Annotated in this window: 25 protein-coding genes and 1 pseudogene; 11 read left to right on the top strand and 15 right to left on the bottom strand. The window is 70.7% G+C overall.

Annotated features, from left to right (window positions below):
- Positions 1-63: 63 nt before the first annotated feature.
- Positions 64-1,029, top strand: a complete 966-nt coding sequence (locus ACFVWW_RS03395; RefSeq protein WP_386876718.1) for an aldo/keto reductase — start codon at positions 64-66, stop codon at positions 1,027-1,029.
- On the opposite strand, the gene ACFVWW_RS03400 is transcribed toward ACFVWW_RS03395, so the two are convergent.
- The 4 genes from ACFVWW_RS03400 to ACFVWW_RS03415 form a co-directional block, all read right to left on the bottom strand.
- Complete coding sequence (locus ACFVWW_RS03400; RefSeq protein ID WP_386875671.1) at positions 1,020-1,604, bottom strand: cysteine hydrolase family protein; 585 nt, start codon at positions 1,602-1,604, stop codon at positions 1,020-1,022. The two genes, ACFVWW_RS03395 and ACFVWW_RS03400, sit on opposite strands and share 10 nt — an antisense overlap.
- 76 nt (positions 1,605-1,680) lie before the next feature.
- Positions 1,681-3,132: an FGGY family carbohydrate kinase gene (locus ACFVWW_RS03405; RefSeq protein ID WP_386875672.1), complete on the bottom strand. Its 1,452-nt coding sequence runs from the start codon at positions 3,130-3,132 to the stop codon at positions 1,681-1,683.
- Between the two features lie 80 nt (positions 3,133-3,212).
- Positions 3,213-4,229, bottom strand: a complete 1,017-nt coding sequence (locus ACFVWW_RS03410) for a 2-hydroxyacid dehydrogenase (protein WP_386875674.1) — start codon at positions 4,227-4,229, stop codon at positions 3,213-3,215.
- A 55-nt stretch (positions 4,230-4,284) separates the two neighbouring features.
- Complete coding sequence (locus ACFVWW_RS03415; protein ID WP_386875676.1) at positions 4,285-5,070, bottom strand: DeoR/GlpR family DNA-binding transcription regulator; 786 nt, start codon at positions 5,068-5,070, stop codon at positions 4,285-4,287.
- A gap of 342 nt (positions 5,071-5,412) precedes the next feature.
- On the opposite strand from ACFVWW_RS03415, the gene ACFVWW_RS03420 reads away from it, so the two are divergent.
- Together ACFVWW_RS03420 and ACFVWW_RS03425 are read left to right on the top strand one after the other, a co-directional pair.
- Positions 5,413-7,032 (top strand): FGGY-family carbohydrate kinase, encoded by a 1,620-nt coding sequence (locus ACFVWW_RS03420; RefSeq protein ID WP_386876720.1) that lies wholly within the window; start codon positions 5,413-5,415, stop codon positions 7,030-7,032.
- Complete coding sequence (locus ACFVWW_RS03425) at positions 7,029-7,646, top strand: histidine phosphatase family protein (protein WP_384187580.1); 618 nt, start codon at positions 7,029-7,031, stop codon at positions 7,644-7,646. The genes ACFVWW_RS03420 and ACFVWW_RS03425 overlap by 4 nt, the downstream gene beginning before the upstream one ends.
- Before the next feature lie 80 nt (positions 7,647-7,726).
- Here ACFVWW_RS03425 and ACFVWW_RS03430 read toward each other — a convergent pair whose 3' ends face one another.
- The 4 genes from ACFVWW_RS03430 to ACFVWW_RS03445 form a co-directional block, all read right to left on the bottom strand.
- The gene (locus ACFVWW_RS03430) at positions 7,727-8,017 is read right to left on the bottom strand and encodes a hypothetical protein (protein ID WP_384187578.1); all 291 of its coding nucleotides are present in this window, start codon (positions 8,015-8,017) and stop codon (positions 7,727-7,729) included.
- A gap of 91 nt (positions 8,018-8,108) precedes the next feature.
- The gene (locus ACFVWW_RS03435) at positions 8,109-8,894 is read right to left on the bottom strand and encodes an SAM-dependent methyltransferase (RefSeq protein WP_386875679.1); all 786 of its coding nucleotides are present in this window, start codon (positions 8,892-8,894) and stop codon (positions 8,109-8,111) included.
- 90 nt (positions 8,895-8,984) lie between these two features.
- On the bottom strand, positions 8,985-9,860 hold the full coding sequence (locus ACFVWW_RS03440) for a helix-turn-helix domain-containing protein (RefSeq protein ID WP_384187573.1): 876 nt from the start codon (positions 9,858-9,860) through the stop codon (positions 8,985-8,987).
- 257 nt (positions 9,861-10,117) lie between these two features.
- Positions 10,118-11,548 (bottom strand): dihydrolipoyl dehydrogenase family protein, encoded by a 1,431-nt coding sequence (locus tag ACFVWW_RS03445; RefSeq protein WP_386875681.1) that lies wholly within the window; start codon positions 11,546-11,548, stop codon positions 10,118-10,120.
- 126 nt (positions 11,549-11,674) lie between these two features.
- On the opposite strand from ACFVWW_RS03445, the gene trxA reads away from it, so the two are divergent.
- Entirely contained in the window at positions 11,675-12,082 is a 408-nt protein-coding gene (trxA, locus tag ACFVWW_RS03450) for a thioredoxin (protein WP_384187568.1), read from the top strand.
- Between the two features lie 161 nt (positions 12,083-12,243).
- Here trxA and ACFVWW_RS03455 read toward each other — a convergent pair whose 3' ends face one another.
- From ACFVWW_RS03455 to ACFVWW_RS03465, 3 genes are all read right to left on the bottom strand, one after another.
- The gene (locus ACFVWW_RS03455; protein WP_386875683.1) at positions 12,244-13,434 is read right to left on the bottom strand and encodes a thiolase family protein; all 1,191 of its coding nucleotides are present in this window, start codon (positions 13,432-13,434) and stop codon (positions 12,244-12,246) included.
- A gap of 164 nt (positions 13,435-13,598) precedes the next feature.
- Positions 13,599-13,868 carry a hypothetical protein gene (locus ACFVWW_RS03460; protein WP_384187562.1) on the bottom strand — a complete coding sequence of 90 codons (270 nt, stop codon included), beginning with the start codon at positions 13,866-13,868 and terminating at the stop codon, positions 13,599-13,601.
- A 100-nt stretch (positions 13,869-13,968) separates the two neighbouring features.
- On the bottom strand, positions 13,969-15,027 hold the full coding sequence (locus tag ACFVWW_RS03465) for a LacI family DNA-binding transcriptional regulator (RefSeq protein WP_386875685.1): 1,059 nt from the start codon (positions 15,025-15,027) through the stop codon (positions 13,969-13,971).
- Positions 15,028-15,164: 137 nt separating this feature from the next.
- On the opposite strand from ACFVWW_RS03465, the gene ACFVWW_RS03470 reads away from it, so the two are divergent.
- Positions 15,165-15,863 carry an alpha/beta fold hydrolase gene (locus ACFVWW_RS03470; RefSeq protein WP_386875687.1) on the top strand — a complete coding sequence of 233 codons (699 nt, stop codon included), beginning with the start codon at positions 15,165-15,167 and terminating at the stop codon, positions 15,861-15,863.
- Between the two features lie 131 nt (positions 15,864-15,994).
- On the top strand, positions 15,995-16,468 hold the full coding sequence (locus ACFVWW_RS03475) for a type II toxin-antitoxin system PemK/MazF family toxin (RefSeq protein WP_389679160.1): 474 nt from the start codon (positions 15,995-15,997) through the stop codon (positions 16,466-16,468).
- Here ACFVWW_RS03475 and ACFVWW_RS03480 read toward each other — a convergent pair.
- The 3 genes from ACFVWW_RS03480 to ACFVWW_RS03490 are packed head-to-tail and all read right to left on the bottom strand — an operon-like array spanning position 16,453 to position 17,784.
- Positions 16,453-17,070, bottom strand: a complete 618-nt coding sequence (locus ACFVWW_RS03480) for an ATP-binding protein (RefSeq protein ID WP_384187552.1) — start codon at positions 17,068-17,070, stop codon at positions 16,453-16,455. The genes ACFVWW_RS03475 and ACFVWW_RS03480 overlap by 16 nt on opposite strands.
- 46 nt (positions 17,071-17,116) lie before the next feature.
- Positions 17,117-17,464 (bottom strand): recombinase family protein, encoded by a 348-nt coding sequence (locus ACFVWW_RS03485; protein WP_384187549.1) that lies wholly within the window; start codon positions 17,462-17,464, stop codon positions 17,117-17,119.
- The gene (locus ACFVWW_RS03490) at positions 17,461-17,784 is read right to left on the bottom strand and encodes a hypothetical protein (RefSeq protein ID WP_384187547.1); all 324 of its coding nucleotides are present in this window, start codon (positions 17,782-17,784) and stop codon (positions 17,461-17,463) included. The genes ACFVWW_RS03485 and ACFVWW_RS03490 overlap by 4 nt, the downstream gene beginning before the upstream one ends.
- Before the next feature lie 222 nt (positions 17,785-18,006).
- Between ACFVWW_RS03490 and ACFVWW_RS03495 the strand changes: the two genes are divergently transcribed.
- Both ACFVWW_RS03495 and ACFVWW_RS03500 read left to right on the top strand, forming a co-directional pair.
- Complete coding sequence (locus ACFVWW_RS03495; RefSeq protein WP_384187544.1) at positions 18,007-19,173, top strand: helix-turn-helix domain-containing protein; 1,167 nt, start codon at positions 18,007-18,009, stop codon at positions 19,171-19,173.
- 14 nt (positions 19,174-19,187) lie between these two features.
- A complete protein-coding gene (locus ACFVWW_RS03500) occupies positions 19,188-19,907 on the top strand; it encodes a 5-formyltetrahydrofolate cyclo-ligase (RefSeq protein ID WP_384187542.1) in 720 nt (239 codons plus the stop codon).
- A 112-nt stretch (positions 19,908-20,019) separates the two neighbouring features.
- Here the strand turns inward: ACFVWW_RS03500 and ACFVWW_RS03505 are convergent.
- Positions 20,020-20,166, bottom strand: a pseudogene (locus ACFVWW_RS03505) (poly(ADP-ribose) glycohydrolase domain-containing protein); the annotation flags it as partial.
- Between the two features lie 173 nt (positions 20,167-20,339).
- Between ACFVWW_RS03505 and egtA the strand changes: the two are divergent.
- From egtA to egtC, 3 genes are read left to right on the top strand one after another with little or no spacing between them, the layout of a single operon-like run.
- A complete protein-coding gene (egtA, locus tag ACFVWW_RS03510) occupies positions 20,340-21,614 on the top strand; it encodes an ergothioneine biosynthesis glutamate--cysteine ligase EgtA (protein ID WP_386875691.1) in 1,275 nt (424 codons plus the stop codon).
- Positions 21,611-22,933 carry an ergothioneine biosynthesis protein EgtB gene (gene egtB / locus ACFVWW_RS03515; RefSeq protein WP_386875693.1) on the top strand — a complete coding sequence of 441 codons (1,323 nt, stop codon included), beginning with the start codon at positions 21,611-21,613 and terminating at the stop codon, positions 22,931-22,933. Before egtA ends, egtB begins: the two co-directional genes overlap by 4 nt.
- Complete coding sequence (gene egtC, locus ACFVWW_RS03520) at positions 22,933-23,688, top strand: ergothioneine biosynthesis protein EgtC (protein ID WP_384333542.1); 756 nt, start codon at positions 22,933-22,935, stop codon at positions 23,686-23,688. Before egtB ends, egtC begins: the two co-directional genes overlap by 1 nt.
- Positions 23,689-23,696: the final 8 nt, after the last annotated feature.

Here is a 23,696-nt window from a genome sequence, read left to right on the forward strand (position 1 = left end):
GGTCAGCGTGATTCCTGGTGAAGGACCTGGGCCAGGACGAGGACCATGACGTGGAGGATGACTGTGCGCTACCGCCAGCTGGGACGAAGTGGACTGTCCGTGTCCGAGATCGGTTACGGCGCCTGGGGAATCGGCGCATCCAGCTGGGTGGGGGCCACGGAGGACGAGTCCGTACGCGCGCTGCACCGCGCCATCGACCTCGGTGTGAACTTCATCGATACCGCCCGTGGCTACGGCGAGAGTGAGCGGATCGTCGGCCGGGTCGTCCGCGAGCGGACCGGCGACGAGGTCGGCGTCGCGACCAAAGTGCCGCCGAAGAACGGCATCTGGCCGGCGCCCGCCGGTCTGGACCCGGCCGAGACGTTCCCGGGCGAGCACATCCGCGCCAGCGTGGAGACCAGTCTGCGCGCCAGTGGCCTGGATCACTTCGACGTACTGCAGTTCCATGTCTGGAGCGATGACTGGCTCGGCCGAGGCGACTGGCTGGAGACGATCGCCGAACTGAAGCAGGAGGGAAAGATCCGGCTCTTCGGCGTCTCCATCAACGACCACCAGCCCGACAGCGCACTCGCGCTCGTACGCAGCGGCGCCGTGGACAGCGTGCAGGTCATCTACAACCTCTTCGACCAGGCACCCGCCGACGCGCTGCTGCCGGCCTGCGAGGAACACGGTGTCGGGGTCATCGTGCGGGTGGCTCTGGACGAGGGCGGTCTGACCGGTGGGATCACCGCCGGCACAACGTTCCCCGAGGGCGACTGGCGCAACCGCTACTTCCGCGACGACCGCCCGGCGCAGGTCGAAGAGCGGGTGGCCGCGATCGTCGCCGACCTCGGCATCGCCCCCGAGGAGATCGCTGAGAACGCGCTGCGGTTCGTGCTGAGTTCACCGGCGGTGTCCACCGTCATCCCCGGCATGCGCACCGTACGCAACGTCGAACGCAACACGGCCGTGAGCGACGGGCGTCCGCTCACCGCCGGTCAGCTCGCCGTACTGGCCGAGCACCGGTGGCAGCGCAACTTCTACTCCTGATCCGCCGCCGCCGTTGCCGGGGCCGGGGCCGGGGCCGCGGCGAAGTCCACTTCGGACGCGGGCAGCACACGGATGCTCCGCCCGGGGAAGTCGAGGTGCCGGTAGATCTCGTTGTGGTGCGCGATCGACCGCTCCGGTGAGGCGTACTCACCGGAGTCGGTCCGGTCGGAGGTGGTGTGCCCGTCGGCCACCAGCACCACGTCGTACCGGTGGCTCAGCGCCTGCCGCGCCGTGGTGTCCACACAGATCTCGGTCGCGAACCCGGTGATGACCACCTCGGTGGTGCCCAGCGCCTGAAGGGTCTTGTCGAGATCGGTGTCCAGGAAGCTGTCCGCGCTGGTCTTGTGGACGACCGCCTCGTCGGCGGTGGGCGCGAGTTCGGGCACGATCCGCCAGCCGTCCGTACCGGCCTCCATCCCGTCGCCCCGGTGCTGAATCGTCACGACCGGTACGCCCGCGGCTCGGGCGCGTTCGCGGAGCCCGGCGATCACGGCGAGGGTCTCGGCGGGCCGGTACGCGAGCGCCACCAGGGAGTTCTGCATGTCGATGACGAGAAGCGCGGAGGCGTGTGGCATGGACCCACGGTAGCGGCCCCCTCCTCCGGGCAGCGAGGAAATACGGCCGGCGCCGGAGAGGGCCCAGGCAGTGACTTCAGCGCGCGGTGGCGGGGCCGCGCCAGCGGCGGCGGGCGCTTTCGACGCGGAACAGGTAGTCGGCGTAGGCCTGTTCGTAGAATTCGACGCCTGCGGGGTCCGGGTCGACCACGGCGTCGGGGGCGGTCCAGGTGGCGGTGTCCAGCGCCCGTCCGAGCCGCGGGCCATGGGCCGCGACCGCGGCGAGTACGGCGCCGCGCGCGCCTGGTTCCGGTCCGCGTGCGACGCGCAGGGGGCGCCCGAGGACGTCGGCGAAGAGGCGCAGCCAGGAGAGGCTGCGCGCGCCACCGCCGCATACGGCCAGCTCGCCGGTGAGGCCCGCGGCCTCCAGGCAGTGCCGGGCGGCGAAGGCGATGGCCTCGCACATGCCCCGTACCAGATCGGCGCGTGACGCCCGCAGATCGAGGCCGGTGAACTCCGCGCGGGCGGTGTGGTCGACGAACGGGGCGCGTTCGCCCGAGGGTGACAGGTACGGCAGTGCGGCGACTCCTCGGGCGCCGCGCGGGGTGTCGTCCAGCATGCCGGAGACCTGGTCGTGGGTGGCGCCGGTGAGGCCGAGCACCCAGTCGAGCGCGACCGTGCCCGTCATCGCCGGCAGGGCCCGCATATGGCGGTCGGGCCTGGCCGTCGCGAGGTGGAACCCGACGGGATCGTCCTCGAACGCGACCCGCTCGACGACGACCTGGCACGCCAGGGTCGTACCGACGATCAGGAGTCCGTCACCGGGCTCGGTCACCCCCGCGCCGATCGCGCTCGCGGGGAGATCGTACGGTCCTGAGGTGACCGGGGTTCCGCGCGTCAGGCCCGGGGTGTGCCCGTATGCCTCCCCGTAGGGCAGGGTCGTCGCGATGGGGGGTAACAGGCCCGCGCGATGGCCGAGCCCGAGGGCCGTGAGGACGTCCGGGGAGTAGGCGCGGGTGCGGGGGTCGAGGAAGGGGACCGACGCGTCGGACAGGTCGGTGCCGCGCTCTCCCGTGAGGCGCAGGTGGATGACGTCCTTGCAGCACGCGGCGGTGGCGGCCGCGTCCAGGGACCGCGGCTCGTTGCGGTCGAGCCAGGCCATGAGCGGTCCCGGGGAGCCGGGGAACAGGACGTTTCCGGTGTGCCGGTACAGGTGGTCCGCGGTGCCGTCGTCCATCCATCCCGCGACGAGGTCGCCGGCCCTGCCGTCCATCCAGGACAGGGCGGGGCGTACGGGCCGTCCCTCGGTGTCGACCAGCCACAGGCCGTCGCCCTGGCCGGTGATGGAGACGAGGACCGGGGTCCGTCCTTCGGTCACCGCCGCCAGGACGCCGGTGGCCGCCCTGACCACCTCTTCCACGTCCTGTTCGACATGTCCACCCTGGCCGCCGAGTGAGATCGGCGTCGATTCCTCGCGTAATGCCGTGCCGTCCTCGGCGAAGGCCACCGCCTTGACGACCGAGGTTCCCATGTCCAGTCCGACGAACACCGTGTCTCCCCTTCCTGGCCGCCTGCGGCGCCTCCCCCCGCGGGGTCGGGCCGACTGCTGCGCGGCTACGTTGTGAACTCTCAGGCGACGCGGTGGGCGAGCGGTTCACCGCGCACGAATCTGCCCACCTCGGCCGCCGCGACGCGCGCCGCGTTGTGCGCGACCGAGGTGTTCGCACCGGCCAGATGGGGCGTCATGACCAGCCGGGGCGCGGATCGCAGCCGGGAGCCGGGCGGCGGGGGCTCCACGGCGAACACGTCGAGCCCGGCCGCGCCGAGCCGCCCCGATTCCAGGGCGTCGCACAGCGCGTCCTCGTCCAGGAGCGCGCCGCGCGCGCAGTTGACCACGACCGCGCCCTCGGGAAGCAGGGCCAGTTCGCGGGCGCCGAGCAGACCGCGCGTCTCGGCGGTCAGCCGCGCGTGCAGCGAGACCACATCGGAGCGGCGCAGCAGCTCGTCGAGGCCGGCGACGGGGGTGCCCGCCTCGCGCAGGGTGTCCGGGTCGGCGTAGGGGTCGTACACGCAGACGTTCGCGCCGAGGGCGGTGAGGGCGCGTGCCACGCGGCTGCCGACCGCGCCGCAGCCGATCAGCCCGACGGTCGCTCCGTCCAGGCCAGGGCCGCAGTTGTCGTACGTGTAGAACTCCCCCGCCCAGCGGCCGGCGGCGAGCGCGGCCGAGGTCTCCGGGATACGGCGCATCGTGGCCAGGAGCAGTCCGACCGTGTATTCGGCGGTGGCGGCCGCGTTGCGCCCGGGGGTGTTGCACACCTGGACGCCGCGCTCCTTCGCCGCGTCGAGGTTGACGTTGACGGGGCCGCCCCGGCCGACGACCACCAGCCGCAGGTCGGGTGAGCCGTCGAGGACCTTCCGCGTCACCGGCGCCATCTGGGTCACGCACACCTGGGCCCCGCGCAGCGCGGCGCGGACGGTGTCCTCGTCGCCGGACGCCTCGTCGACCTCGGCGACCTGCCCGAAGGGTGTCAGGGGCCAGGGGAGGCGCAGTTCACCGATCGTGTGCCCGGTGCCGATCTCGGCCGTCAGTTCCCTGGCGAGCAGTTCGGGGGCGACGAAGTGGTCACCCGCGGCGAGGATTCTCATCGTCGAGGCCTCCTTGGCGGTGGATCGGAGCACGGGGCGGCGTGCTGCCGCGCTCTCAGGTCGGCGCGAGCTCGTAGCGGACGCCGCGCTCGTCGAGGGAGCGCAGGACGTCCGGCGGTGTGCGGTCGTCGATCAGCACGAGGTCGAACGTGGAGAGGGGGGTCAGCCGGTGCAGGGCGGTGCGGCCGAGTTTGGAGTGGTCGATCATGAGTACGGTGCGGCCGGCGGCCTTGAGCATCGCGCGCTTGACGGCGACGATGCGCTGTTCCTGGTGGAAGGCGAAGTCGCCGTAGACGGACGACGTGGATACGAAGCACAGGTCGACCCGGAGGGCCTCGACCGCTTCCACGCAGGGCACGCCGAGGAAGGAGTCGTGCAGCGGGTCGTAGTCGCCGCCCAGGGCCATCAAATGCAGACCGCGTTCGTCCGCGAGCAGGTTCAGGGCTTCGAGGAAGTTGGTGACGACGGTCAGCGGCTCGATGCGCGGGAGGAGCCGGGCCAGCTCCAGCGCGGTGGTGGAGTCGTCGATCATCACGGACATGCCGGGTTCGATCATCGTCACGGCCTTGGCGGCGATGGCCTCCTTCTCCGACCGCATGGATCGCTTGCGGTAGGCGACATTGCTCTCGAACACCCCGGAGGGCTGGGCGGTGACGCCACCGCGGAACTTCCGCAGGATGCCCTCGCGTTCGAGTTCGTCGATGTCACGGTAGATCGTCATCGGACTCACCCCGAACCGCTCCGCCAGGTCCGACGCCGACGCCGAGCCCTCGGTCAGCACATGATCGGAGATCTCCCGGCGGCGTTGTATGGGGCCCCGGGGGTTTTTGTCCTGTGACATTCGTCGGTCCTGTTCCGATCCGTCGCCCACGGACAGGTGAGGACACGCGCACTCCTCCGTCCGAGACCTCACCAGTAACATCAAGACCTGAGGATATAACATGGATTGGTGATGTACCGTTCGGCAGTGTTCCCCACGGACGGCGACCGGGTCAACCCGTCGATCGGCGCGAGGACCCGTTCCCCACCAGGTGGGACAACGGGATGTCCGCCCGGCGGTGGCTTGCCGGCCCATCCGGTGGAAGGCGTGACCACGATGTGAAAAGCGTCGTGAGATCACCGGACGGGCGATGAGAAGGTGAGGCGGGTACGTGTGACGGGCACACGCCACGAGTACGTGTGGATGGGGATCGACCTCGGTACGCAGAGCGTGCGCGCCCTGGCCGTCACCGATGACGGGCGGGTACTCGGCCGTGGCTCCGCCCCGCTCACCGGTCACCGCGACGGGGACCGTCACGAACAGCTTCCGGCCGACTGGTGGGCGGGCGCCGTCGCCGCGATCCGCGGGACACTGCGTCACCTTTCCGGCGCGCGCGTGCGGGGGCTGGCGGTGTGCGGCACGTCCGGCACCGTACTGCTCACCGATGCTCGCGGGGCACCGTTGACGCCGGCGCTCATGTACGACGACGGCCGGGCCGGGGCCGAGGCCCGGTATGCCCAGGAGACCGGCGCCGAGGTGTGGCGGTCCCTCGGCCACCGTATCCAGCCGAGCTGGGCCCTCGCCAAGCTCGTGTGGCTCACCCGTCCCGGCCGGGACGGCGTCGCGGCCGATCTCGGGGGCGCCCGGGTGCGCGGGGGCGACCGCGCGCTCGGGGGCGACCGCGCGCTCAGGGGGGCCCGCGTGTGCCACCAGGCGGACTTCATCACCACCCGGCTCGTCGGGCGGCCCGTACCGACCGACTCCAGCCACGCCCTCAAGACCGGTTACGACCTGCACACCGGTACGTGGCCCGTCGGCGTCCACGAGGAACTGGGCCTGTCCGAGCTGGACTTCCCCGCCGTGGTGGCCCCCGGCGCCCTGCTCGGGACGGTGTGCCGCGAGGCGGCGGACCGTACGGGCCTCGCCGAGGGCACCCCGGTCATCGCCGGCATGACCGACGGATGCGCCGCCCAACTCGGCTCCGGCGCCTGGGACATCGGGCGGTGGAACACCGTCCTCGGCACCACCCTCGTCCTCAAGGGCGTCACCGCGGCCCCGCTCCGCGACCCCGCGGGCGTGCTCTACAGCCATCGCTCCCCGGACGGGCACTGGCTCCCCGGCGGCGCGTCCAGCGTCGGCGCCGGCGCCCTGGCCCGGGCGTTCCCCGGAGCCGACCTCGCGCGCCTCGATCGTCTCGCCTCGGACCGGGAGCCGGCGAGCGTCGTCGCGTACCCCCTGGTCTCACGCGGGGAACGCTTCCCGTTCCTGGCCCCCGACGCCGAGGCGTTCGTGCTCGGCCGGCCGGCCGACGACGCCGATCACCACGCCGCGCTGCTCCAGGGCGTCGCGCTCGTCGAACGGCTGTGCCTGGCCTACGTCCGCCTGCTGGGCGCCCCGGTCGACGCGCCGGTCACCTTCACGGGCGGCGCCACGCGCAGCCGTTACTGGAACCAGCTCCGCGCGGACGTGCTGGGCCTGCCCGCCGCGATCCCCGAACACACCGACTCCGCCCTCGGCATGGCGGTCCTCGCGGCGCACGGCGTGACGCGCGGGGCCGCGGCGACACGGCGCGGGGCCCCCGAGGCGACCGCCGCCGATCCCGGTACCGAGGCCGCCGCCGGTCCCGCCACTCAGCCCGCCGACGGGATCACCTCCACACCGTTGTCCGCCGTCCGCGGTATGGTGCGCGTCCGTACGGTGCTGGAGCCGCGGCCGCAGGTCAGCCGGCGTTTCGCCGAGCCCTTCGTCACCCTCGTCGACGAACTCGAACGACGCGGCTGGCTCCCCCCGAGGACGGCCGCCTACGCACGGGAGCACGGATGACACCCGCACCGACGACCCTCTTCCTCGCCCGGCACGGTGAGACCGTCTGGCACGCGGAGAACCGCTACGCCGGTATCAGTGACATCGACCTGACCGCGCGGGGCGTCGAGCAGGCCTACGGGCTCGGCGCCTGGGCCTCCGGCGCCGGGCTCGACGCGATCGTGACGTCTCCCCTGTCCCGCGCCCGGCGCACTGCGGAGCCCGCGGCCCGCGCGACGGGGCTGGAAGCCGTGGTCGAACCGGACCTGGTCGAGGTCGACTTCGGGATCGCCGAGGGCCGGACCCTCGGCGAACTCGAGGCGTCGCATCCGCTGGAGGTCGAGGCGTTCCGCGGCGACCCGGCCGGCCATCCACTGCCGGCCGGGGAGGACCCGACGGCGGCCGCAGCCCGGGGCGCCGCCGCCCTGCGCCGACTGGCCGACACCCACCAGGGCGGCCGCGTCCTGACGGTCGCTCACAACACCCTGTTCCGGCTGGTCCTGTGCCGCCTGCTCGGCATCCCCGAAGCCGACTACCGACGCGTGTTCCCGGGCCTCCGCAACTGCGCGGTCACCGAGTTGCGAGTGTCGGCCGGCGAGGTCTCCCTGATGTCGTACAACGTCCCGACCCCATAACACCCCGAGCGACCGTCATCCCGTCGCGATGGCGTCGCCACTGGTGGTGAGCACGTACTTCGCCGCTTACGGTTCCTCTCTCATGGAACGATCACGAGCACGAACGTCGGCAGCAAGGTCACCAAGGCACTGGCCAGCCAGTACCAAGGGGAAGCCACAGCAACCCTGCGCCGCACGGGGCGGTTGGCCAGCCACCAGAGCAGGGTGAACCCGACCGTCACCGGCCCTCCGAACAGGAACCAAGGCAGCATGCCGTCGTTCTCCGTCGGCTCCCGCTGGGTCCAGCCGAGCGCGGCGAACGGCCAGTTCGCCGCGAAGTACCACAGCAGCCATACCGGAACCACAGCGGGAAGTCCCAGCAGCAGGTTCACGCCTACGGATGTCAACGACCATTTCCACATGCGCCCAGTATGGAAGCCCGTGGTGGCGGTCACTTGCTGCGGGAGAACTGGGCGGCGACTTCTAGGGGATGCGGGCGACTCCGGCGTAGACGGCGTTTTCCTCGTTCGCCGGAGGGGGCGTGTCCTTGTACCACTCGGGGGCCGTCACCACTCCGGGCTCGACGAGGTCGAGTCCGTCGAAGAACAGCTCGACCTCCGTGCGGCTGCGGAAGCGCAGGTTGATGCCGCCCTTGCCGTATGTCCCCGTGACCTGGGCCGCCAGCTGCGGGTGGAAGTCGAAGGTGCCGTGCGAGAGGACCAGACAGCTGCCCGGCGGGAGCGCGTCGACGAGGGTGCGGACGATGCCGTACGGGTCGTTCTCGTCGGGGATGAAGTGCATGAGGGCGATGAGGGACATGGCGACGGGCCGGCTGAAGTCCAGGAAGGTACGGGCGTGGTCGAGGATCACCTCCGGCCGGCGCACATCCGCCTGGATGTAGTCGGTCGCGCCGTCGGGTGTGCTGACCAGCAGGGCCTGCGCGTGGCGCAGGACGATGGGGTCGTTGTCGGTGTAGACGACCCGGGCCTTCGGACTGATCCGCTGGACGATCTGGTGCAGGTTCGGCGCGGTCGGTATGCCGGTGCCGATGTCGAGGAACTGGTCGATGCCGGTCCCGGCCAGCCAGGCCGAGGCACGGTGCATGAAGGCCCGGTTCTGCCGGGCGCTGAGCTTTCCGATTTCGGGGAGCTGCTGTCCCACTTCCCGGTCGACCGGGTAGTTGTCCTTGCCGCCGAGGAGGTAGTCGTAGACACGCGCCGGATGGGGCTTACTGGTGTCGACCTGGGGCTTGGGCGTGCCTGCGGTCATGGGGGAGCTCCATTGCGTTTCTGAACTGCGACGGACGGGGGGGAAGGAGGGGCGGGAGTCAGCTCCTCGGTCGGCGCTCCCAGGCTCTCTTCAGTCGGAACTCCAGAGCTCTTTGCGGAAATCGACGAGAAGCTGTCTGGTGCGGCTCGCGGACTCCGCGTGGGCCACCATCCGGTCCATCGCTTCCATGTGGTCGGTGACCTCGCCGGCTTCGTCGAGATAGATCGCGCCGGTCAGATACTCGATGTAGACCATGTCGGGCACTTCGGGGACATCGAAGCGGAAGAGCGCGAACGGGCTGTAGGTGCCGGGGTGATGGCCCGCCTCGAACTGGGCTATCTGGAGGGTCACGTTGGGCAGATCGGCCGCGTCCAGCAGACGGTCTATCTGCGCGCGCATCACGGACGGCGAGCCGACGGGCCGGCGCAGAACGGTCTCGTCCAGCACGGCCCAGAAGGACGGGGCGTCCGGGCGCGTGAGCAGCTCCTGCCGCTCCCGGCGCAGCGCGACATGGCGCTCGATCCTGCCGGGGTCGGTCGTCCGTCCCACGGCGCCCGTGGTCAGGACCTCGCGGGCGTAGTCCTCGGTCTGGAGCAGCCCCGGCACGAAGTGCGGCTCGTAGGTACGAATGGTCGTGGCGGCCTCTTCGAGGCTGACGTAGCCGCTGAACCAGTTCGGGAGTATGTCGTGGAAACGCTGCCACCAGCCCGGCTCGGTCGCCTCGTCCGCCAGCCGCAGGAAGACCTCGCAGTCCGCGTCGGACACGCCGTACGCGGGCAGCAGGATCTGCACGTACGGGATCTTGAGCCCGACCTCGGCCGTCTCCATCCGCCGGATGGTGGCCGCGGTGATGTGCAGCAGCTTGCCCGCCTGCTCGCGGCTCAGCCCCGCCTGTTCGCGCAGTGCGCGGAGTTGCCTGCTGAGGACCAACTGACCGATCGTCGGGGCAGACCTCGGCTCACTCACACGCGCCACCCCCCAGCTCCCACCGCCATGACGGGCAGTCTGCCACAGCAACTTGGGCGTGAGCAGGGCACGTTGCCCCCAAATGGCGTGTGAGTCCCGGCGGAAGGGGGCGACGTCTCTTCCGTCCGACCTTCCGTCCGGTTACGCGGAGCACCGCGCCCGGGCCGGTGCGGGCCGGTCCGGGCTCCCCCGGGTCCGTCAGGCGAGCCCGGCGCGCAGGTCCGTCAGGGCATCCCGGCGCGTACCGTGGCCGCTCCTCAGCCTCGGTACGTCTCCAGCAGCCGCAGCCACACCTCGCTGATCGTGGGGTAGGCGGGAACCGCGTGCCAGAGGCGGTCGACCGGGACCTCACCGACGACCGCGATGGTCGCCGAGTGCAGCAACTCCCCGACGCCCGGGCCGGCGAACGTGACGCCGCGGAGGATCTCGCGGTCCAGGTCGACGATCATGCGGGCGCGGCCCCGGTAGCCGTCGGCGAAGAGGCTCGCGCCCGCTACGGCGCCCAGGTCGTAGTCGACCGCGCGGACGCGGTGGCCCGCCGCCTGCGCCTCGGCGAGGGTGAGACCGACGGAGGCCACTTCCGGGTCGGTGAAGACGACCTGCGGGACAGCCGCGTGGTCGGCGGTGGCGGCGTGCGCGCCCCAGGGGTCGGTCTCCAGCAGGGGCACCTGCTGGGCCCTGGCCGCGATGGCGGCTCCGGCGATACGGGCCTGGTACTTGCCCTGGTGGGTCAGCAGGGCGCGGTGGTTGGCGTCCCCGACCGCGTAGAGCCAGTCGCTGCCCACGACCCGGCAGCTGTCGTCGACCTTGAGCCAGGTGCCCGGCTCCAGGCCGACCGACTCCAGACCGAGGTCGTCCGTGCGCGGGGCACGGCCGGTGGCGAAGAGCACCTCGTCGCCCTCGATCCGCTCGCCGCCCGCCAGCACCACGGTGACCGGGCCGGTTCCGCCGGCGCGCTCGACCGCGGCGACCGAGACATTCGTACGGACCGTGGCCCCGGCCTCCGTCAGCGCCTCGGCGACCAGCTCACCGGCGAAGGACTCCATTCTGGGCAGCAGACCGTCGCCACGGACCAGCAGCGTGACCTCGGAACCGAGCGCCTGCCACGCGGTGGCCATCTCCACGCCCACCACTCCCCCGCCGACGACCAGGAGCCGTCCCGGGACCTTGTGGGAGCTGGTCGCCTCGCGGCTCGTCCAGGGCTTGGCGCGGGCGATTCCCGGCAGGTCGGGCAGGACGGCCCGGCTGCCCGTGCACACGGCGACGGCGTGACGGGCGGTCAGTACCTGCTCATCGCCCTCAGGGCCCGCGACGACGACCCTTTTCGCCCCCTCCAGCCGGCCGAACCCGCGGTAGAGCCGGGCTCCGATGCCTTCGAGCCACGCGACCTGGCCGTCGTCCTTCCAGTGCGATGTGAAGTCGTCGCGATGGGCGAGCACGGCCGCGGTGTCGAGCAGTCCCCGCACCGACTGGCTCAGTCCCGGTACCCGGCGGGCCTCGGCGCGGGCGATCACCGGGCGCAGCAGTGCCTTGCTGGGCATGCACGCCCAGTACGAGCACTCGCCGCCGACCAGTTCGCTCTCCACGACGGCCACGCTCAGACCGGCGGCCCTGGCGCGGTCGGCGACGTTCTCCCCGACCGGTCCCGCGCCCAGCACCACCACGTCGTACTCCATAGCTTCCGTCATGGGGCCAGTCTGGTGGGGGGCGCCTCGCATGGCCACACGATCTTCGGGCAGGGGCCTGGAATACGGCGATGCCGCGCGCCGTTGTCGAAGGCGGCTCACCCCGAGAGCAGGAAGAGGTATCAGGTCATGGCAACTCTGGAACTCACCAAGGAGAACTTCGACCGGACGGTGTCGGAGAACGACTTCATCCTGATCGATTTCTGGGCTTCCTGGTGCGGTCCGTGCCGCCAGTTCGCCCCGGTCTACGAGCAGGCATCGGAGCGTCACGACGACCTCGTCTTCGCCAAGGTCGACACGGAGGCACAGCAGGAGCTGGCCGCCGCGTTCGAGATCCGTTCCATCCCGACGCTCATGATCGTCCGGGACAATGTCGCGGTCTTCGCGCAGCCGGGCGCGCTGCCCGAGGCCGCTCTGGAGGACGTGATCGGCCAGGCCCGCGCGCTGGACATGGACGAGGTGCGCAAGTCGGTCGCGGAGGCGGACGCCAAGGCCAAGAGCGCCGAGGGGGGACAGGGCGCCGAAGGGGTGGCCTGACGGGCCGGTCCGGTACGCGCCCGTACGCCCGACGCCCGTAGCAACAGTGCTGGCCCGTGGGCCGGTTGAAGCCCGGCGAGGTCCTTGACGACCTCGGTCCGGGCTTCCCCTGTCGGCTTCCCAGCCCGTTGCCCGGGTGTCCGTCACCCGGGCGGACCTCGTCAGCGTTCGAGGACGAGTGCGAGCCCCTGCCCCACACCGATGCAGAGCGCGGCGAGGCCCGTACCCGAACCCGCCGCGGCGAGCTGATGGGCCACGGACCCGGCGAGGCGCGCCCCGGAGGCGCCGAGCGGGTGGCCGATGGCGATGGCCCCGCCGCGCGGGTTGACGATGCCCGGGTCCAGGCCGGGCCACTCGGCGAGACAGCCCAGCGACTGGGCGGCGAATGCCTCATTGAGCTCGAACGTGGTGAGGTCGGCGAAGGTACGGCCGGCCTTGGCCAGGGCCCGCTGGACCGCTTCGACCGGACCGAGGCCGAAGAGCTGCGGCTCGACGCCGGTGACCGCGGAGGCCCTGATCCGGGCGAGCGGCTCGCGGCCGGTCTCGCGCAGTCCGTCCTCGTCGACCAGCAGCAGCGCGGCGGCGCCGTCGTTGAGGGGCGAGGCGTTCCCGGCCGTCACGGTCCCGGACCCGTCCGTGCGGAACGAGGGCTTCAGCTTTGCGAGGGCCTCCATCGAAGTGCTGTCGCGGACGCATTCGTCGCGTGCGAGTGCTATGGCGTCGTACGGGACGACCTCACCGTCGTACAGACCCGCGGCCCACGCGTCGGCGGCCTTGCGGTGGCTGGCGAGGGCGAACGCGTCCTGTTCTTCACGGGTGATCCCGTGCTTGTCCGCGATCAGCTCCGCGCCCTCGCCGAGCGCGACGGTCCATTCGGCGGGCATCCTCGGGTTGGTCATCCGCCAGCCCAGGGTGGTCGAGTACAGCTGCTGATGTCCCGCCGGGAACGCCCGTTCCGGCTTCTGGAGGACCCAGGGGGCCCGGGACATCGACTCGACACCGCCCGCCACGACCACCGACGCGTCGCCGAGGGCGACGGCGCGGGCGGCCTGGATGACGGCTTCGAGGCCGGAGCCGCAGAGCCGGTTGACGGTCACGCCCGGCACGGACACCGGAAGGCCGGCGAGCAGCGCGGCCATCCGGGCCACATCGCGGTTGTCCTCGCCGGCGCCGTTCGCGTTCCCGAAGACCACATCGTCGATCCTGGCCGGGTCGAGGTCCGGGGAGCGGTCCACCAGCGACCGCACCACATGGGCGGCGAGGTCGTCGGGACGTACGGAGGAGAGGGCGCCCCCGAACTTTCCGATCGGGGTACGGACGGCGTCGACGATATGGACGTCGCGAATGCTCATCGGATCTCCGGCTTCTCTGCCACAGCGGCGACGCGGTCGTTCGCCTGGTGAACGTTGGTTCACCTGATCCTGCCCGAGTCTCTGCCCGACTCCGACCGCTGTCAACGTGCGGTGTCACCGGCCCTGGAGGAGCGCGCGACCGGCGCCGCGGAGACCTCCCCGGGTCAGGCCGGCGGGACGGCGACCACCCGGACCGACATGCCGTAGTCCAGTTCCGCGCCGTCGATCAGCAGCGCTTCCACCGTGCGGGTCTCGGGGTCGATGTCCGCCTCCATGCCGTGGCCCACGTAGCGCGGATAGCCGGACTCCCCCGTGTCGCCGGTGGCTTCGACGACGGCCGAGCGCAGGGCGTGGCCCGAGGTGGGCTCGGACTCATGGTTCTCGGTGAACTCGGCGACCAGCAGGATCTCGAAGCGCTGCGGAACGGTGGTCATGCAAGCGACGCTAACCACCCCACGACGGGGGCGCACGTCGCGACGGTGGCGCACGTCGCCGGATACCGCCCGCCCGGTCAGCCGGACACCGCGCGTCCGGTCAGCTGGACTCGCGGTGGACCGCCAATGCCCCCATCAGGTCGTGGCGCTCCGGCTCGCCGCCCGGATCGCGGACGACACGGTCGATGAGTTCGGCCAGCCGCTGCCCCGTCACGAGGTCGACCCGCACCGTGGAGAGCCGGGGACGCAGCAGCCTGCCGAGCAGCAGATCGTCCGCGCCGATGACGGCCGTCTCCCCCGGGATGCCGATCCCCTCGTCCTGCAGAGCCCGCATCAGGAGCATGGCGTACTCGTCGTTGTAGGCGTAGACGGCGTCCAGGCCGAGCGTGCGCCAGCGGGCGGCGAGGGCGGCCGCCGACTTCTCCTCGTACGCCAGGGACAGCGGTTCGATCCGGACGCCGGTGCCGGTGCCGCTGCCGTCGCCCGTACCGGCAGTACCGGCCTCCGCGGCGGCGCGGGCGCCCGCCAGGCGTGGGTGGGAGAACAGTCCGAGGCCGGGCTCCTCGGGCATCACCACACCGATCCGGCGGTAACCGCGCTCCATCAGATGCGCCACCGCCCTGCTGCCGATCTCGCGCTGGTCCATGACCAGCGCGTGCGCGCCCTCGACCCGCTCGGGACCGAGCGTTATCACGGCTTTCGCACCGGACCGTTTGAGTACGTTCACCCCGTGCGGCGTCAGGGCGATCTCGCCGAGGGAGACGACCGCGACGGGCCGCAGCTCGGCCCAGGCGCGGGCTGCTCCGTCCCCGTCGAGGCCGAGGCTGCCGTACTGCACCACCGTGTAGTCGAGCCGGCGCAGCGCCCACTGGAGTTCGTTGAAGAAGCGGCTGTAGAGCGGCCCGACGGGGACATGGGCCGTAGGCAGCAGCACGATCCCGGTATGCCCGGCGCGCAGGCTGCGGGCGGCGGCGTGCGGCACATAGCCCAGCTGCTCGGCGGCCTCGCGCACCTTGTGCCGGGTGGGCTCGCTGATCCGTACGGCCGCGGTGTTGTTGAGCACGTACGAGACCGTGGCCCGGGAAACCCCGGCCAGCCGGGCCACATCGGCACTGGTCGGAACGCGGCGCTCGGTGGACTGCTCGGGTAACTGTCTCATCGCTCCCGGTATCTTTCCAGACCGGCCGGCGACCGGGTCGGGCGGTCCGGACCTGACCCTCTGCCGCACCGGCGCGGCAGAGGGCTGCGCCGGGCGTGACCACGTGTCCGCGCGTGGTCACCGACGAAGGGACGACCGTGCGACTTCACACCCGTACCTGGGGCGCGGGCGACCGCGTCGCGCTCCTGATCCACGGCATCATGGCCGATCACCGCACCTGGCGGCGCGTGGGCCCCGCGCTCGCCGCACGGGGGCTGCGCGTGATCGCCGTCGATCTGCGCGGTCATGGCGCGACCGCCCGTGGCGACTACAGCGCGCGGTTGTTCGCCGACGACCTCGTGGAGACCCTGCCCACCGGCGCCGAGGTGGCGGTCGGCCACTCCCTCGGCGGGCTCGCGCTCTCCCTCGCCGTGGAACGGCTGGCGCCGCGGCGCGCGGTCTACTCCGATCCGGCCTGGCATCTGCCCAGCCCGGAGCAGGGTTTCGGGGGGCCTGAGGCGCTCGCCGCTGCCAAGACCCTGTCCCGGGAGGAGATCACGGCCATGAACCCGCGATGGGAGGCCGTGGACGTCGGCATCGAGGTGGAGACTCTCGCGGTCTGGGACGAGAACAGCGCGTTCGGTCTCGCCGCCGCGTTCGGCGCCGATCTGCTGCCCGCGCGCCCCGTCGTCCCCTCGCTCGTACAGCTCGCGGAGCCGAGCCCCATGATCTCCCCGCCGGACGCGGCGGAGCTGGCGCGGCGCGGTTTCGAGGTCCGTACGGTCAAGGGCGCCGGGCACACCATCCACCGTGACGACTTCGACGGGTTCATGGCGTCGCTGGACGGCTGGATATGACCCCCGTACGGACATGACCTGCGTGACGATCTTCGCACCCGGGGCATTTCCGCTGATCACGGGCGGATCCCGGTAGCCGGTACGGCGCCCCGCCCCACGGGCTCGGCACGCGGGGTTCTACCGTCATGCGGATGACGTCCCTCTCCGACGCCGGCACCGGCGACAGCACCCGCGATTTCGACTCTCCCGGTCGTGGCGGCCCCGCCGCCACGACCGAGGCCAAGCCCCGTGCGGTGGGCCAGGTCCGCACCTCCTACGCCCCGGAGCACGACGGCGACCCCGACCCCGGCGAGATCGTCTGGACCTGGGTGCCCTTCGAGGAGAACGACGGGCGCGGCAAGGACCGCCCCGTGCTGGTCGTCGCCCGTGAGGCGGCCGGCACACTCCTCGCCGTCCAGCTCTCCAGCAAGCGCCATGACCGCGACCGGGAGTGGGTGCCGATCGGGATAGGGCCGTGGGACCGCGCGGGCCGCGAGTCCTGGGTCGCCGTCGACCGGGTGCTGCGGGTGCACGAGAAGGGAATGCGCCGCGAGGCTTGCGCCCTGGACCGGGGCCGTTTCAACCTGGTCGTCAACCGGCTGAAGGAACTCTACGGCTGGCGCTGACCCACCGCCGAAGGCGCTCGCGCCGAGCGAGCCGTGCTCAGTTGGTCTGAGACTTCGGCAGCCCGAACCTCCGCGCTTCCAGCGTTCTGCAATCTGTCCAGAACACGCTGCGTGAGCGCCGTTTCAACGTGTTCTTTGGCCGGTCCTTCCGGAACACGGAAACGGCCCGGTACTCGGTGCGGAGGCGGCGGCGCGGAATCAACGAGGGACTCCCGCCGCCGGGAAAGCGGCAACTCGGCCCACACGATCTTGCCTCCGGCCGATGGCCGGTACGCGCCCCACCGCTTGGCCAACCCCTCGACGAGATAGAGGCCACGCCCACCTTCGGCGTCCGCGGTGGGGTTCTTCACGAGAGGGGCATCGGAGCTGTTGTCCCACACCTCGACGTAGAAACTGTCGTGGACGATCCGGAGCTGCAACCCGATGACATGTTCGGTCTTGATGTCCATCCACTTCGGCTCGTGGTTGAGTCCTGTGGCTTGAACGGCGTTCGTCACCAGTTCGGAGGCGACGAGAAGGGCGTCATCAAACAGGTGCGAGGCGCCCCACCAACGCAGCATGGCTTTCGTGTATGCCCGCGCGCAGCTCACCGCCTCGGGCACCGCGACAAGTGTCAGTCGATCCCAATCACGGAGCCGAGACATGGCGTCACTCCGGGATCTCTGTAGTGGCGGAAGCAGCGTCGAGGGCATGCACTTGTGCCGAGAAACTGAACTCAAGGTGATCGAGCAGCGCGTTTTGGAGCCTGTCGTTCTCTCCGAAGTGACGGAGAGACGGCACGATCACCTTGTCCGCGCCGGTGGACCGAAGCGTTTCAACCAGTTCGTTGAACGCGTCCAGGGAGCCATCAACACACTCATGAAAGACCGAGTCGAGTTGGAGGCCGCGCCTTTTCGCGAAGTCCCCCATGTCCTGCTCCAGCCAGCGTACTTCTTCGTCGCCAGCGCCAGAAGAAACACGCAGGTAGCCGTAGACGAGGCTATTGACGCTACTCATCGCTGTGCTCCCTGAACGATCCAGATCCGGGCGCCGATTTCCTGTTCGATGTGGTCACGCATAGCTTTTTGCAGACCGGGCAGCCGGGCGAAGTGCCAGAGGGAGGGCACAATCACATGGCGGACTCCGCTCTTCGTGAGCGCGTCTGTCAGGCAATCAAAGGCCGGTTCGTTGGCGCGCACCTGCTCGATGAACACCCGTTCCAACGTGAACCCTTCACTCTCAGCGTGCGCGGCCAATTCCTGCTTGACTGCTTCGCCTTCGTCGCCCTCTTGGTTAATGGCGGCCAGCCGCATATAGCCGTACATTCCAGGTCGCATCCGTTCCTCCTGGTGGGCTTGGAGGGGCCGGCCGGCGCGGGAGCCAACGTCCACCGTCACCGATCGACCCGCTAGCCAGATAAGCCGCTTGACCTGGGAAAATCCACAGCAGAAGTGCGGCACGGATGCCGCATCCATGCCGCATGTGGCCGTCTGGCCCGCACAGACGTCACTCGATTGGCTAGGCTGTTTCCCGCCCCGTGTCAGTCGGAGGGACGAGCGATGGCCACGAAACGCATACTGCTCGCTCAACGTCGCAAGTCGGCGGGCTTCACGCAAGAGACACTCGCCGAGCACCTGGGCGTCGAGCGTTCGACGGTGGGTCGCTGGGAGAGCGCTGAAACCGAACCGCAGGCATGGTTACGGCCGAAGCTCGCATGCGCGTTCAAAATCAGCGGCGACGAACTGCAAGCCGCCCTCGATGATGTGACAGTCATTCAAGCGCGGCCACGTGACCGTATGGACTATGCGCTTGAAAATCCGGCTTCGGCCGACTTGATGGTTGTCGCTCACCTGCGCGAGCAGCTGCGACAGCTCGACGAGTCCTATGACCAAGCGTCGTCCACCAGCCTGCTCGGGACTGCCGGACTTGTTCACGGGCAGGTGAAGTTCCTCCGTCGGAACGCCACCAACCCACGCGTACGTCGGGCGCTCTACGAGGTAGAGGCCGACTCTGCGACGCTCATGGGGCAACTGGTCTGGGATGTCAGCCAACGACGCGACCACCAGGCGCCGCTGTCGTACTTCGATGAAGCCGTCAGCGCCGCGCGCCACATCCGTGATCCCTCGATCGAGTCGTACGCCACGCTGCGCATGAGCTTCGTTGCTCTCTACGGCGAAAAGAACCCCGACAGGGGGGTGCTGCTCGCTCAGCGGGCGGCCGAGGTGGCGAAGTCGGCCAGCCCCTCGCTTACTGGACTGAGTCTGCTTCATGTTGCCGAGGGGTACGCCATGACTGGCGCGCTCAAGGAGTGTGAGGACGCGCTCCGGAAGGCTGAGGCTCAGTTCGACCGGGTCGACGGCGACGACGTGGCGGCCGAGTACTACACCGTCAACGAGTTCAACCGCCTTGCCGGATCGTGCTACTTGTTTCTCGATCTACCCGAGCGGGCTGAGCCGATCCTCCGTATGACCACTCGGGGCTTGGCGTCCAAGAAGAAGAGCCAGGCCATCGCGCTGGGCAACCTGACGCTCGCGCTCCTCCGCCAAGGCAAGCTGGACGAAGCAGCCGGCGCCATGCACCGGACCATTGACGCCGTGGAACTGACACGCGGCGGCGGAGGTCTCAATCTGGCGTTCTCCGCCGGTCGGGAGCTTCGGCAGTGGCGGCACGAGCCGTGGGCGCAGGACATCAACGATCGTCTTCTCGCTCTGATGGCCGCGATCTAGAACAGGTGAAGTCCGTGCAGAACATCGACCAGGCCAAGCAAGCCGTTCGCGACATGGTGTGGCGTCGTCTCATCGACGGCGGCGGCGCACCGAACGACTCCTACGGCAAGATCCCTGGCTTCTACGGTACCGAAGCCGCGGCGGCAGTGCTGGCCGAGCTGGACGTCTGGCAACAAGCGACCATCATCAAGGCCAACCCTGACTACGCGCAGCTACCGGTACGCGTTCGCGCCCTCAAAGACGGCAAGCGGGTCTACATGGCTGTGCCGAGGATGGCGACACTCCGGCCCTTCTACCTGCTCGATCCTGACTCGCTCGGCCTACCGGCGGAGAAGGCTGCCGAGAAGAAGGGCGCATCCCAGGTTGCTCGCCGCGTCGGCGTGGATGACATGGCACCCATCGATCTGGTGGTGTGCGGGAGCGTCGCTGTCAACCGGTCGGGCGCGCGAATCGGCAAGGGCGCCGGGTACTCCGACCTTGAAGTCGCCCTCTTGATCGAGGCGGGCCTGGTGACGGATCGGACGGTGATCGTCGCGCCGGTTCACGGGCTCCAAGTGGTCGAGGAGGAGATCCCCGAAACGGAGCACGATTTCAGCGTCGACTACATCGTCACGCCCGACGAGGTGATCCCCTGCGCGAACCCCCGCAGGCCGCGCGGTCTTGTGTGGGGCGACCTTACGCCGGAAAAAATCGCCGCCATTCCAGTGCTCGCAGCGCGACAGCACGCTCAGTAGAACGCCCCAGGCGCCTGTTCGCGTGGGCCGCGGAGGGTGTCACGTGCTCATGCCCGGACATGCGCCACCCCTGGTGAGAGGCGGTTCTCCGGCGCTGGACCGGCTATCGCCAGGGGTCGGGGCCGTACAGCCGGGTGCTCTCCAGCGCGGCGTGCACCGCGGGGTGGATCAGTACTTCTCGGCCGTTCGGGGCGCGGTATTTCCCCGTTCGGACGATCTCCTCGGTTTCCTTTGCGATGCCCCGCAACCGTGCGCTCATGCGGGGAATCCTGCGTGAACGATCTCGCTCGGGGCAACCGGATTTCCGACGAAACAGTGACCGTGAGGGCACTCTTGTGCGAAGCGGCAAGAGTGCCATTAGGTTGGACGAAGCGCTCCGCCCCGACCCCGTGGCGGAGTACCGGTCACGGTCTTCGACAGGAGGATCCGGCCATGCCACCCGACAGTTTCACCGACGAAGGACCAGCGCTCGGCGAGGACGACGCCGAGGATCTGTTGCGCGGTATCTGCTTCAAGACGGGACCACCGCGCACCGTGGGCGTAGAACTGGAATGGCTCGTCCACGATCTCCACTCCCCCGAACGATCCGTCCCGGCCCGCCGTCTCGAAGAGGCATTCGACGGCCTGCGGACGTTGCACCTGCAATCGGCACTCACCTTCGAACCCGGCGGCCAGCTGGAGCTCAGCTCGCCGCCCGCCGCGTCCCTGATGGAGTGCATCACCTCCACCGCCGCGGATCTGGACGCCGTACGCCCGGCACTGCGTACGTCAGGACTCGCGCTCGCGGGTCTCGGACAGGACCCCTGGCACTCACCGCAGCGGATGCTGCGTGAACCGCGCTACGACGCGATGGAGACCTACCTCGACCGGATCGGCCCCGCGGGCCGCGCCATGATGCGGAGCACGGCCTCCATCCAGGTCTGTCTGGACGCGGGCCACGAGGAGCCGGGGCCGCTCGGCTACGGCAGGCGCTGGCAGCTCGCCCATCTGCTGGGCGCGGTGCTGGTCGCCGCGTTCGCCAACTCCCCGATGCGGGAGAACAGGCTGACCGGCTGGCGCTCCACCCGGCAGGCGCTCTGGACCCAGCTGGACCCGGCACGCACCACCGCGCCCCCGGTGCGGCGCGAGCCGCGTGGAGCCTGGGCGGCGCACGCGCTGGACACACCGGTGATGTGTATCCGGGCGGCCGACGGGCCCTGGGCCGTGCCCGAGAGGCTGACCTTCCGGGACTGGATACGGTCCGGGCTGCCGCGTCCGCCGGTCCGCGCCGATCTCGACTACCACCTCACCACGCTCTTTCCGCCCATCCGGCCGCGCGGCCATCTGGAACTGCGGATGATCGACGCCCAGCCGGGCGAGGACGGCTGGATGGTGCCGCTCGCCGTCACCACCGCGCTGTTCGACGATCCGGAGGCCTCGGAGACGGCCTACCGCACCGTCAAATCACTCGCCGAGACGGCGGGCTCGCGGCCCGCTCCGCGCAATCTCCTCTGGCTCAACGCCGCGCGGCACGGCCTGGCCGACCCCGAGCTGCACACCGTCGCGGCGGCCTGCTTCGCCGTCGCCCTGGAGGCGCTTCCGCGCATCGGCGCCACCCCGGCCGTACAGGAAGCCGTCGCTGCCTTCAACGAGCGCTATGTCCTGCCGGGCCGCTGCCCCGCCGACGATCTGGGCACGCCTGTGAACGGGAAGGATCTCCGCACATGAACAACCCCGCAGAGACCGTTGACATACCCGCCGAACAGCTTCGGCGCCGGGCTGTCGTCGCGCTGACGGCCGCCCGGGACCGTACCGCTCTGCTGACCTCCTGTGTCGACGACCGGGATCTGACCGCGCAGCACTCGCCGCTGATGTCCCCGCTGGTCTGGGATCTGGCGCACATCGGCAACCAGGAGGAGCAGTGGCTGCTGCGGACCGTCGCGGGCCGCGACGCCCTCCGCCCCGAGATCGACTCGGTCTACGACGCGTTCGAACATCCCCGGTCGGCGCGGCCCACGCTGCCGCTGCTGCCGCCCGCCGAGGCACGGGCCTACGCCTCCGACGTACGGGGCCGGGTCCTCGATGTCATCGAGCGCAGCCCGCTGCACGGCGGTCCGCTGCTGGACGCGGGCTTCGCCTTCGGCATGATCGCCCAGCATGAGCAGCAGCACGACGAGACGATGCTCATCACCCATCAGCTGCGCCGGGGGCCCGCCGCGCTGACCGCGCCCCCGCCGCCCGCCGGGGACACCGCGGGTCTGCCCGCCGAAGTGCTCGTGCCGGCGGGGCCCTTCACGATGGGCACCTCCACCGAGCCCTGGGCGCTGGACAACGAACGCCCGGCCCACCAGCGGCTCGTCCCCGCGTTCTTCATCGACACCGTGCCGGTGACCAACGGCGCCTACCAGCACTTCATCGAGGACGGCGGCTACACGGACGAACGGTGGTGGGCCCCGGAAGGATGGGCGCAGATCCGCGAGCACGGGATCGGCGCGCCGCTGTTCTGGCGGCGCGAGGGCGGGCAGTGGCTGCGCCGCCGGTTCGGGGCGGTGGAACCGGTCCCGGCGGACGAACCGGTGCTCCATGTGAGCTGGTACGAGGCCGACGCGTACGCCCGCTGGGCGGGGCGGCGGCTGCCCGGCGAGGAGGAGTGGGAGAAGGCCGCCCGGCACGATCCCGTCTCCGGGCGGTCGCTGCGCCATCCGTGGGGTGACGACGAGCCGACCCCGGCGCGGGCCAATCTCGGCCAGCGCCATCTTCAGCCGGCCCCCGCGGGAAGCTATCCGCAGGGCGCGTCGCCGCTCGGTGTACGGCAGTTGCTCGGGGACGTCTGGGAGTGGACGTCGAGCGACTTCCTGCCCTACCCGGGCTTCGTGGCCTTCCCGTACCGGGAGTACTCGGAGGTGTTCTTCGGCAGCGCCCACAAGGTGCTGCGGGGCGGCTCGTTCGCGGTGGACGCGGTGGCCTGCCGCGGCACGTTCCGCAACTGGGATCTGCCGGTCCGCCGCCAGATCTTCGCCGGTTTCCGTACCGCCAGGGATGCCTGATGTGCCGTCATATCGCGTACCTGGGGACGCCGCTGGCGCTCGGCGAGGTGCTCGTCGCGCCTCCTCACGCGCTGTACCGGCAGTCCTGGGAGCCTCGTCGCCAGCGGTACGGGACGGTCAACGCGGATGGTTTCGGCGTGGGTTGGTACGCGCAGGGCGATCCGCTGCCCGCGCGCTACCGGCGCCAGGGACCGATCTGGGCCGATCCAGGGTTCACCGATCTGGCCCGGGTGATCCGGACCGGCGCGCTGCTCGCGGCGGTGCGGGACGCGACCGAGCCGGGCGCCGACGGGGAGGCGGCCGCCGCGCCGTTCGCCGCCGGGCGCTGGCTGTTCAGCCACAACGGCGCGGTCGGCGGCTGGCCGGGGAGCCTCGCGGCCCTGGCCGCCTCGCTCCCCGCCGAGGAACTGCTCTCGCTGGCGGCCCGCAACGACTCCGCGCTGGTGTGGGCCCTGCTGCTGCACCGGCTGCGGGCCGGGGACGAGCTCGGGCAGGCGCTGGCCGACACCGTCCTCGATGTCGCGAAGGACGCCCCCGCGTCCCGGCTCAATCTGCTGGTCACGGACGGCGAGCGGATCGCGGCGACCGCCTGGGGGGACACGCTCTGGTACCTCGCAGAGCCCGGCCGCCGTGCGGTGGTGGCCTCGGAGCCGTACGACGACGATCCGCGCTGGCGCGAGGTCCCGGACCGCACCCTGCTGGTGGCGACCCGCGCCGACGTTCTGCTCTCCCCCCTCAAGGAGCCACCCTCGTGAGCAAGGAG

This window comes from Streptomyces sp. NPDC058198 (assembly GCF_042882605.1).
GTDB lineage: Bacteria > Actinomycetota > Actinomycetes > Streptomycetales > Streptomycetaceae > Streptomyces.

Coding starts and splice junctions, on each gene's coding strand:
- egtB (WP_386875693.1), top strand. CDS start 21,611: ATGAACAACCCCGCAGAGACCGTTGACATACCCGCCGAACAGCTTCGG.
- ACFVWW_RS03490 (WP_384187547.1), bottom strand. CDS start 17,784: ATGCGACCTGGAATGTACGGCTATATGCGGCTGGCCGCCATTAACCAA.
- egtC (WP_384333542.1), top strand. CDS start 22,933: ATGTGCCGTCATATCGCGTACCTGGGGACGCCGCTGGCGCTCGGCGAG.
- ACFVWW_RS03485 (WP_384187549.1), bottom strand. CDS start 17,464: ATGAGTAGCGTCAATAGCCTCGTCTACGGCTACCTGCGTGTTTCTTCT.
- ACFVWW_RS03425 (WP_384187580.1), top strand. CDS start 7,029: ATGACACCCGCACCGACGACCCTCTTCCTCGCCCGGCACGGTGAGACC.
- ACFVWW_RS03455 (WP_386875683.1), bottom strand. CDS start 13,434: ATGAGCATTCGCGACGTCCATATCGTCGACGCCGTCCGTACCCCGATC.
- ACFVWW_RS03475 (WP_389679160.1), top strand. CDS start 15,995: ATGACGTCCCTCTCCGACGCCGGCACCGGCGACAGCACCCGCGATTTC.
- ACFVWW_RS03410 (WP_386875674.1), bottom strand. CDS start 4,229: ATGAGAATCCTCGCCGCGGGTGACCACTTCGTCGCCCCCGAACTGCTC.
- ACFVWW_RS03420 (WP_386876720.1), top strand. CDS start 5,413: ATGGGGATCGACCTCGGTACGCAGAGCGTGCGCGCCCTGGCCGTCACC.
- trxA (WP_384187568.1), top strand. CDS start 11,675: ATGGCAACTCTGGAACTCACCAAGGAGAACTTCGACCGGACGGTGTCG.
- ACFVWW_RS03415 (WP_386875676.1), bottom strand. CDS start 5,070: ATGTCACAGGACAAAAACCCCCGGGGCCCCATACAACGCCGCCGGGAG.
- egtA (WP_386875691.1), top strand. CDS start 20,340: ATGCCACCCGACAGTTTCACCGACGAAGGACCAGCGCTCGGCGAGGAC.
- ACFVWW_RS03445 (WP_386875681.1), bottom strand. CDS start 11,548: ATGACGGAAGCTATGGAGTACGACGTGGTGGTGCTGGGCGCGGGACCG.
- ACFVWW_RS03465 (WP_386875685.1), bottom strand. CDS start 15,027: ATGAGACAGTTACCCGAGCAGTCCACCGAGCGCCGCGTTCCGACCAGT.
- ACFVWW_RS03495 (WP_384187544.1), top strand. CDS start 18,007: ATGGCCACGAAACGCATACTGCTCGCTCAACGTCGCAAGTCGGCGGGC.
- ACFVWW_RS03400 (WP_386875671.1), bottom strand. CDS start 1,604: ATGCCACACGCCTCCGCGCTTCTCGTCATCGACATGCAGAACTCCCTG.
- ACFVWW_RS03435 (WP_386875679.1), bottom strand. CDS start 8,894: ATGACCGCAGGCACGCCCAAGCCCCAGGTCGACACCAGTAAGCCCCAT.
- ACFVWW_RS03460 (WP_384187562.1), bottom strand. CDS start 13,868: ATGACCACCGTTCCGCAGCGCTTCGAGATCCTGCTGGTCGCCGAGTTC.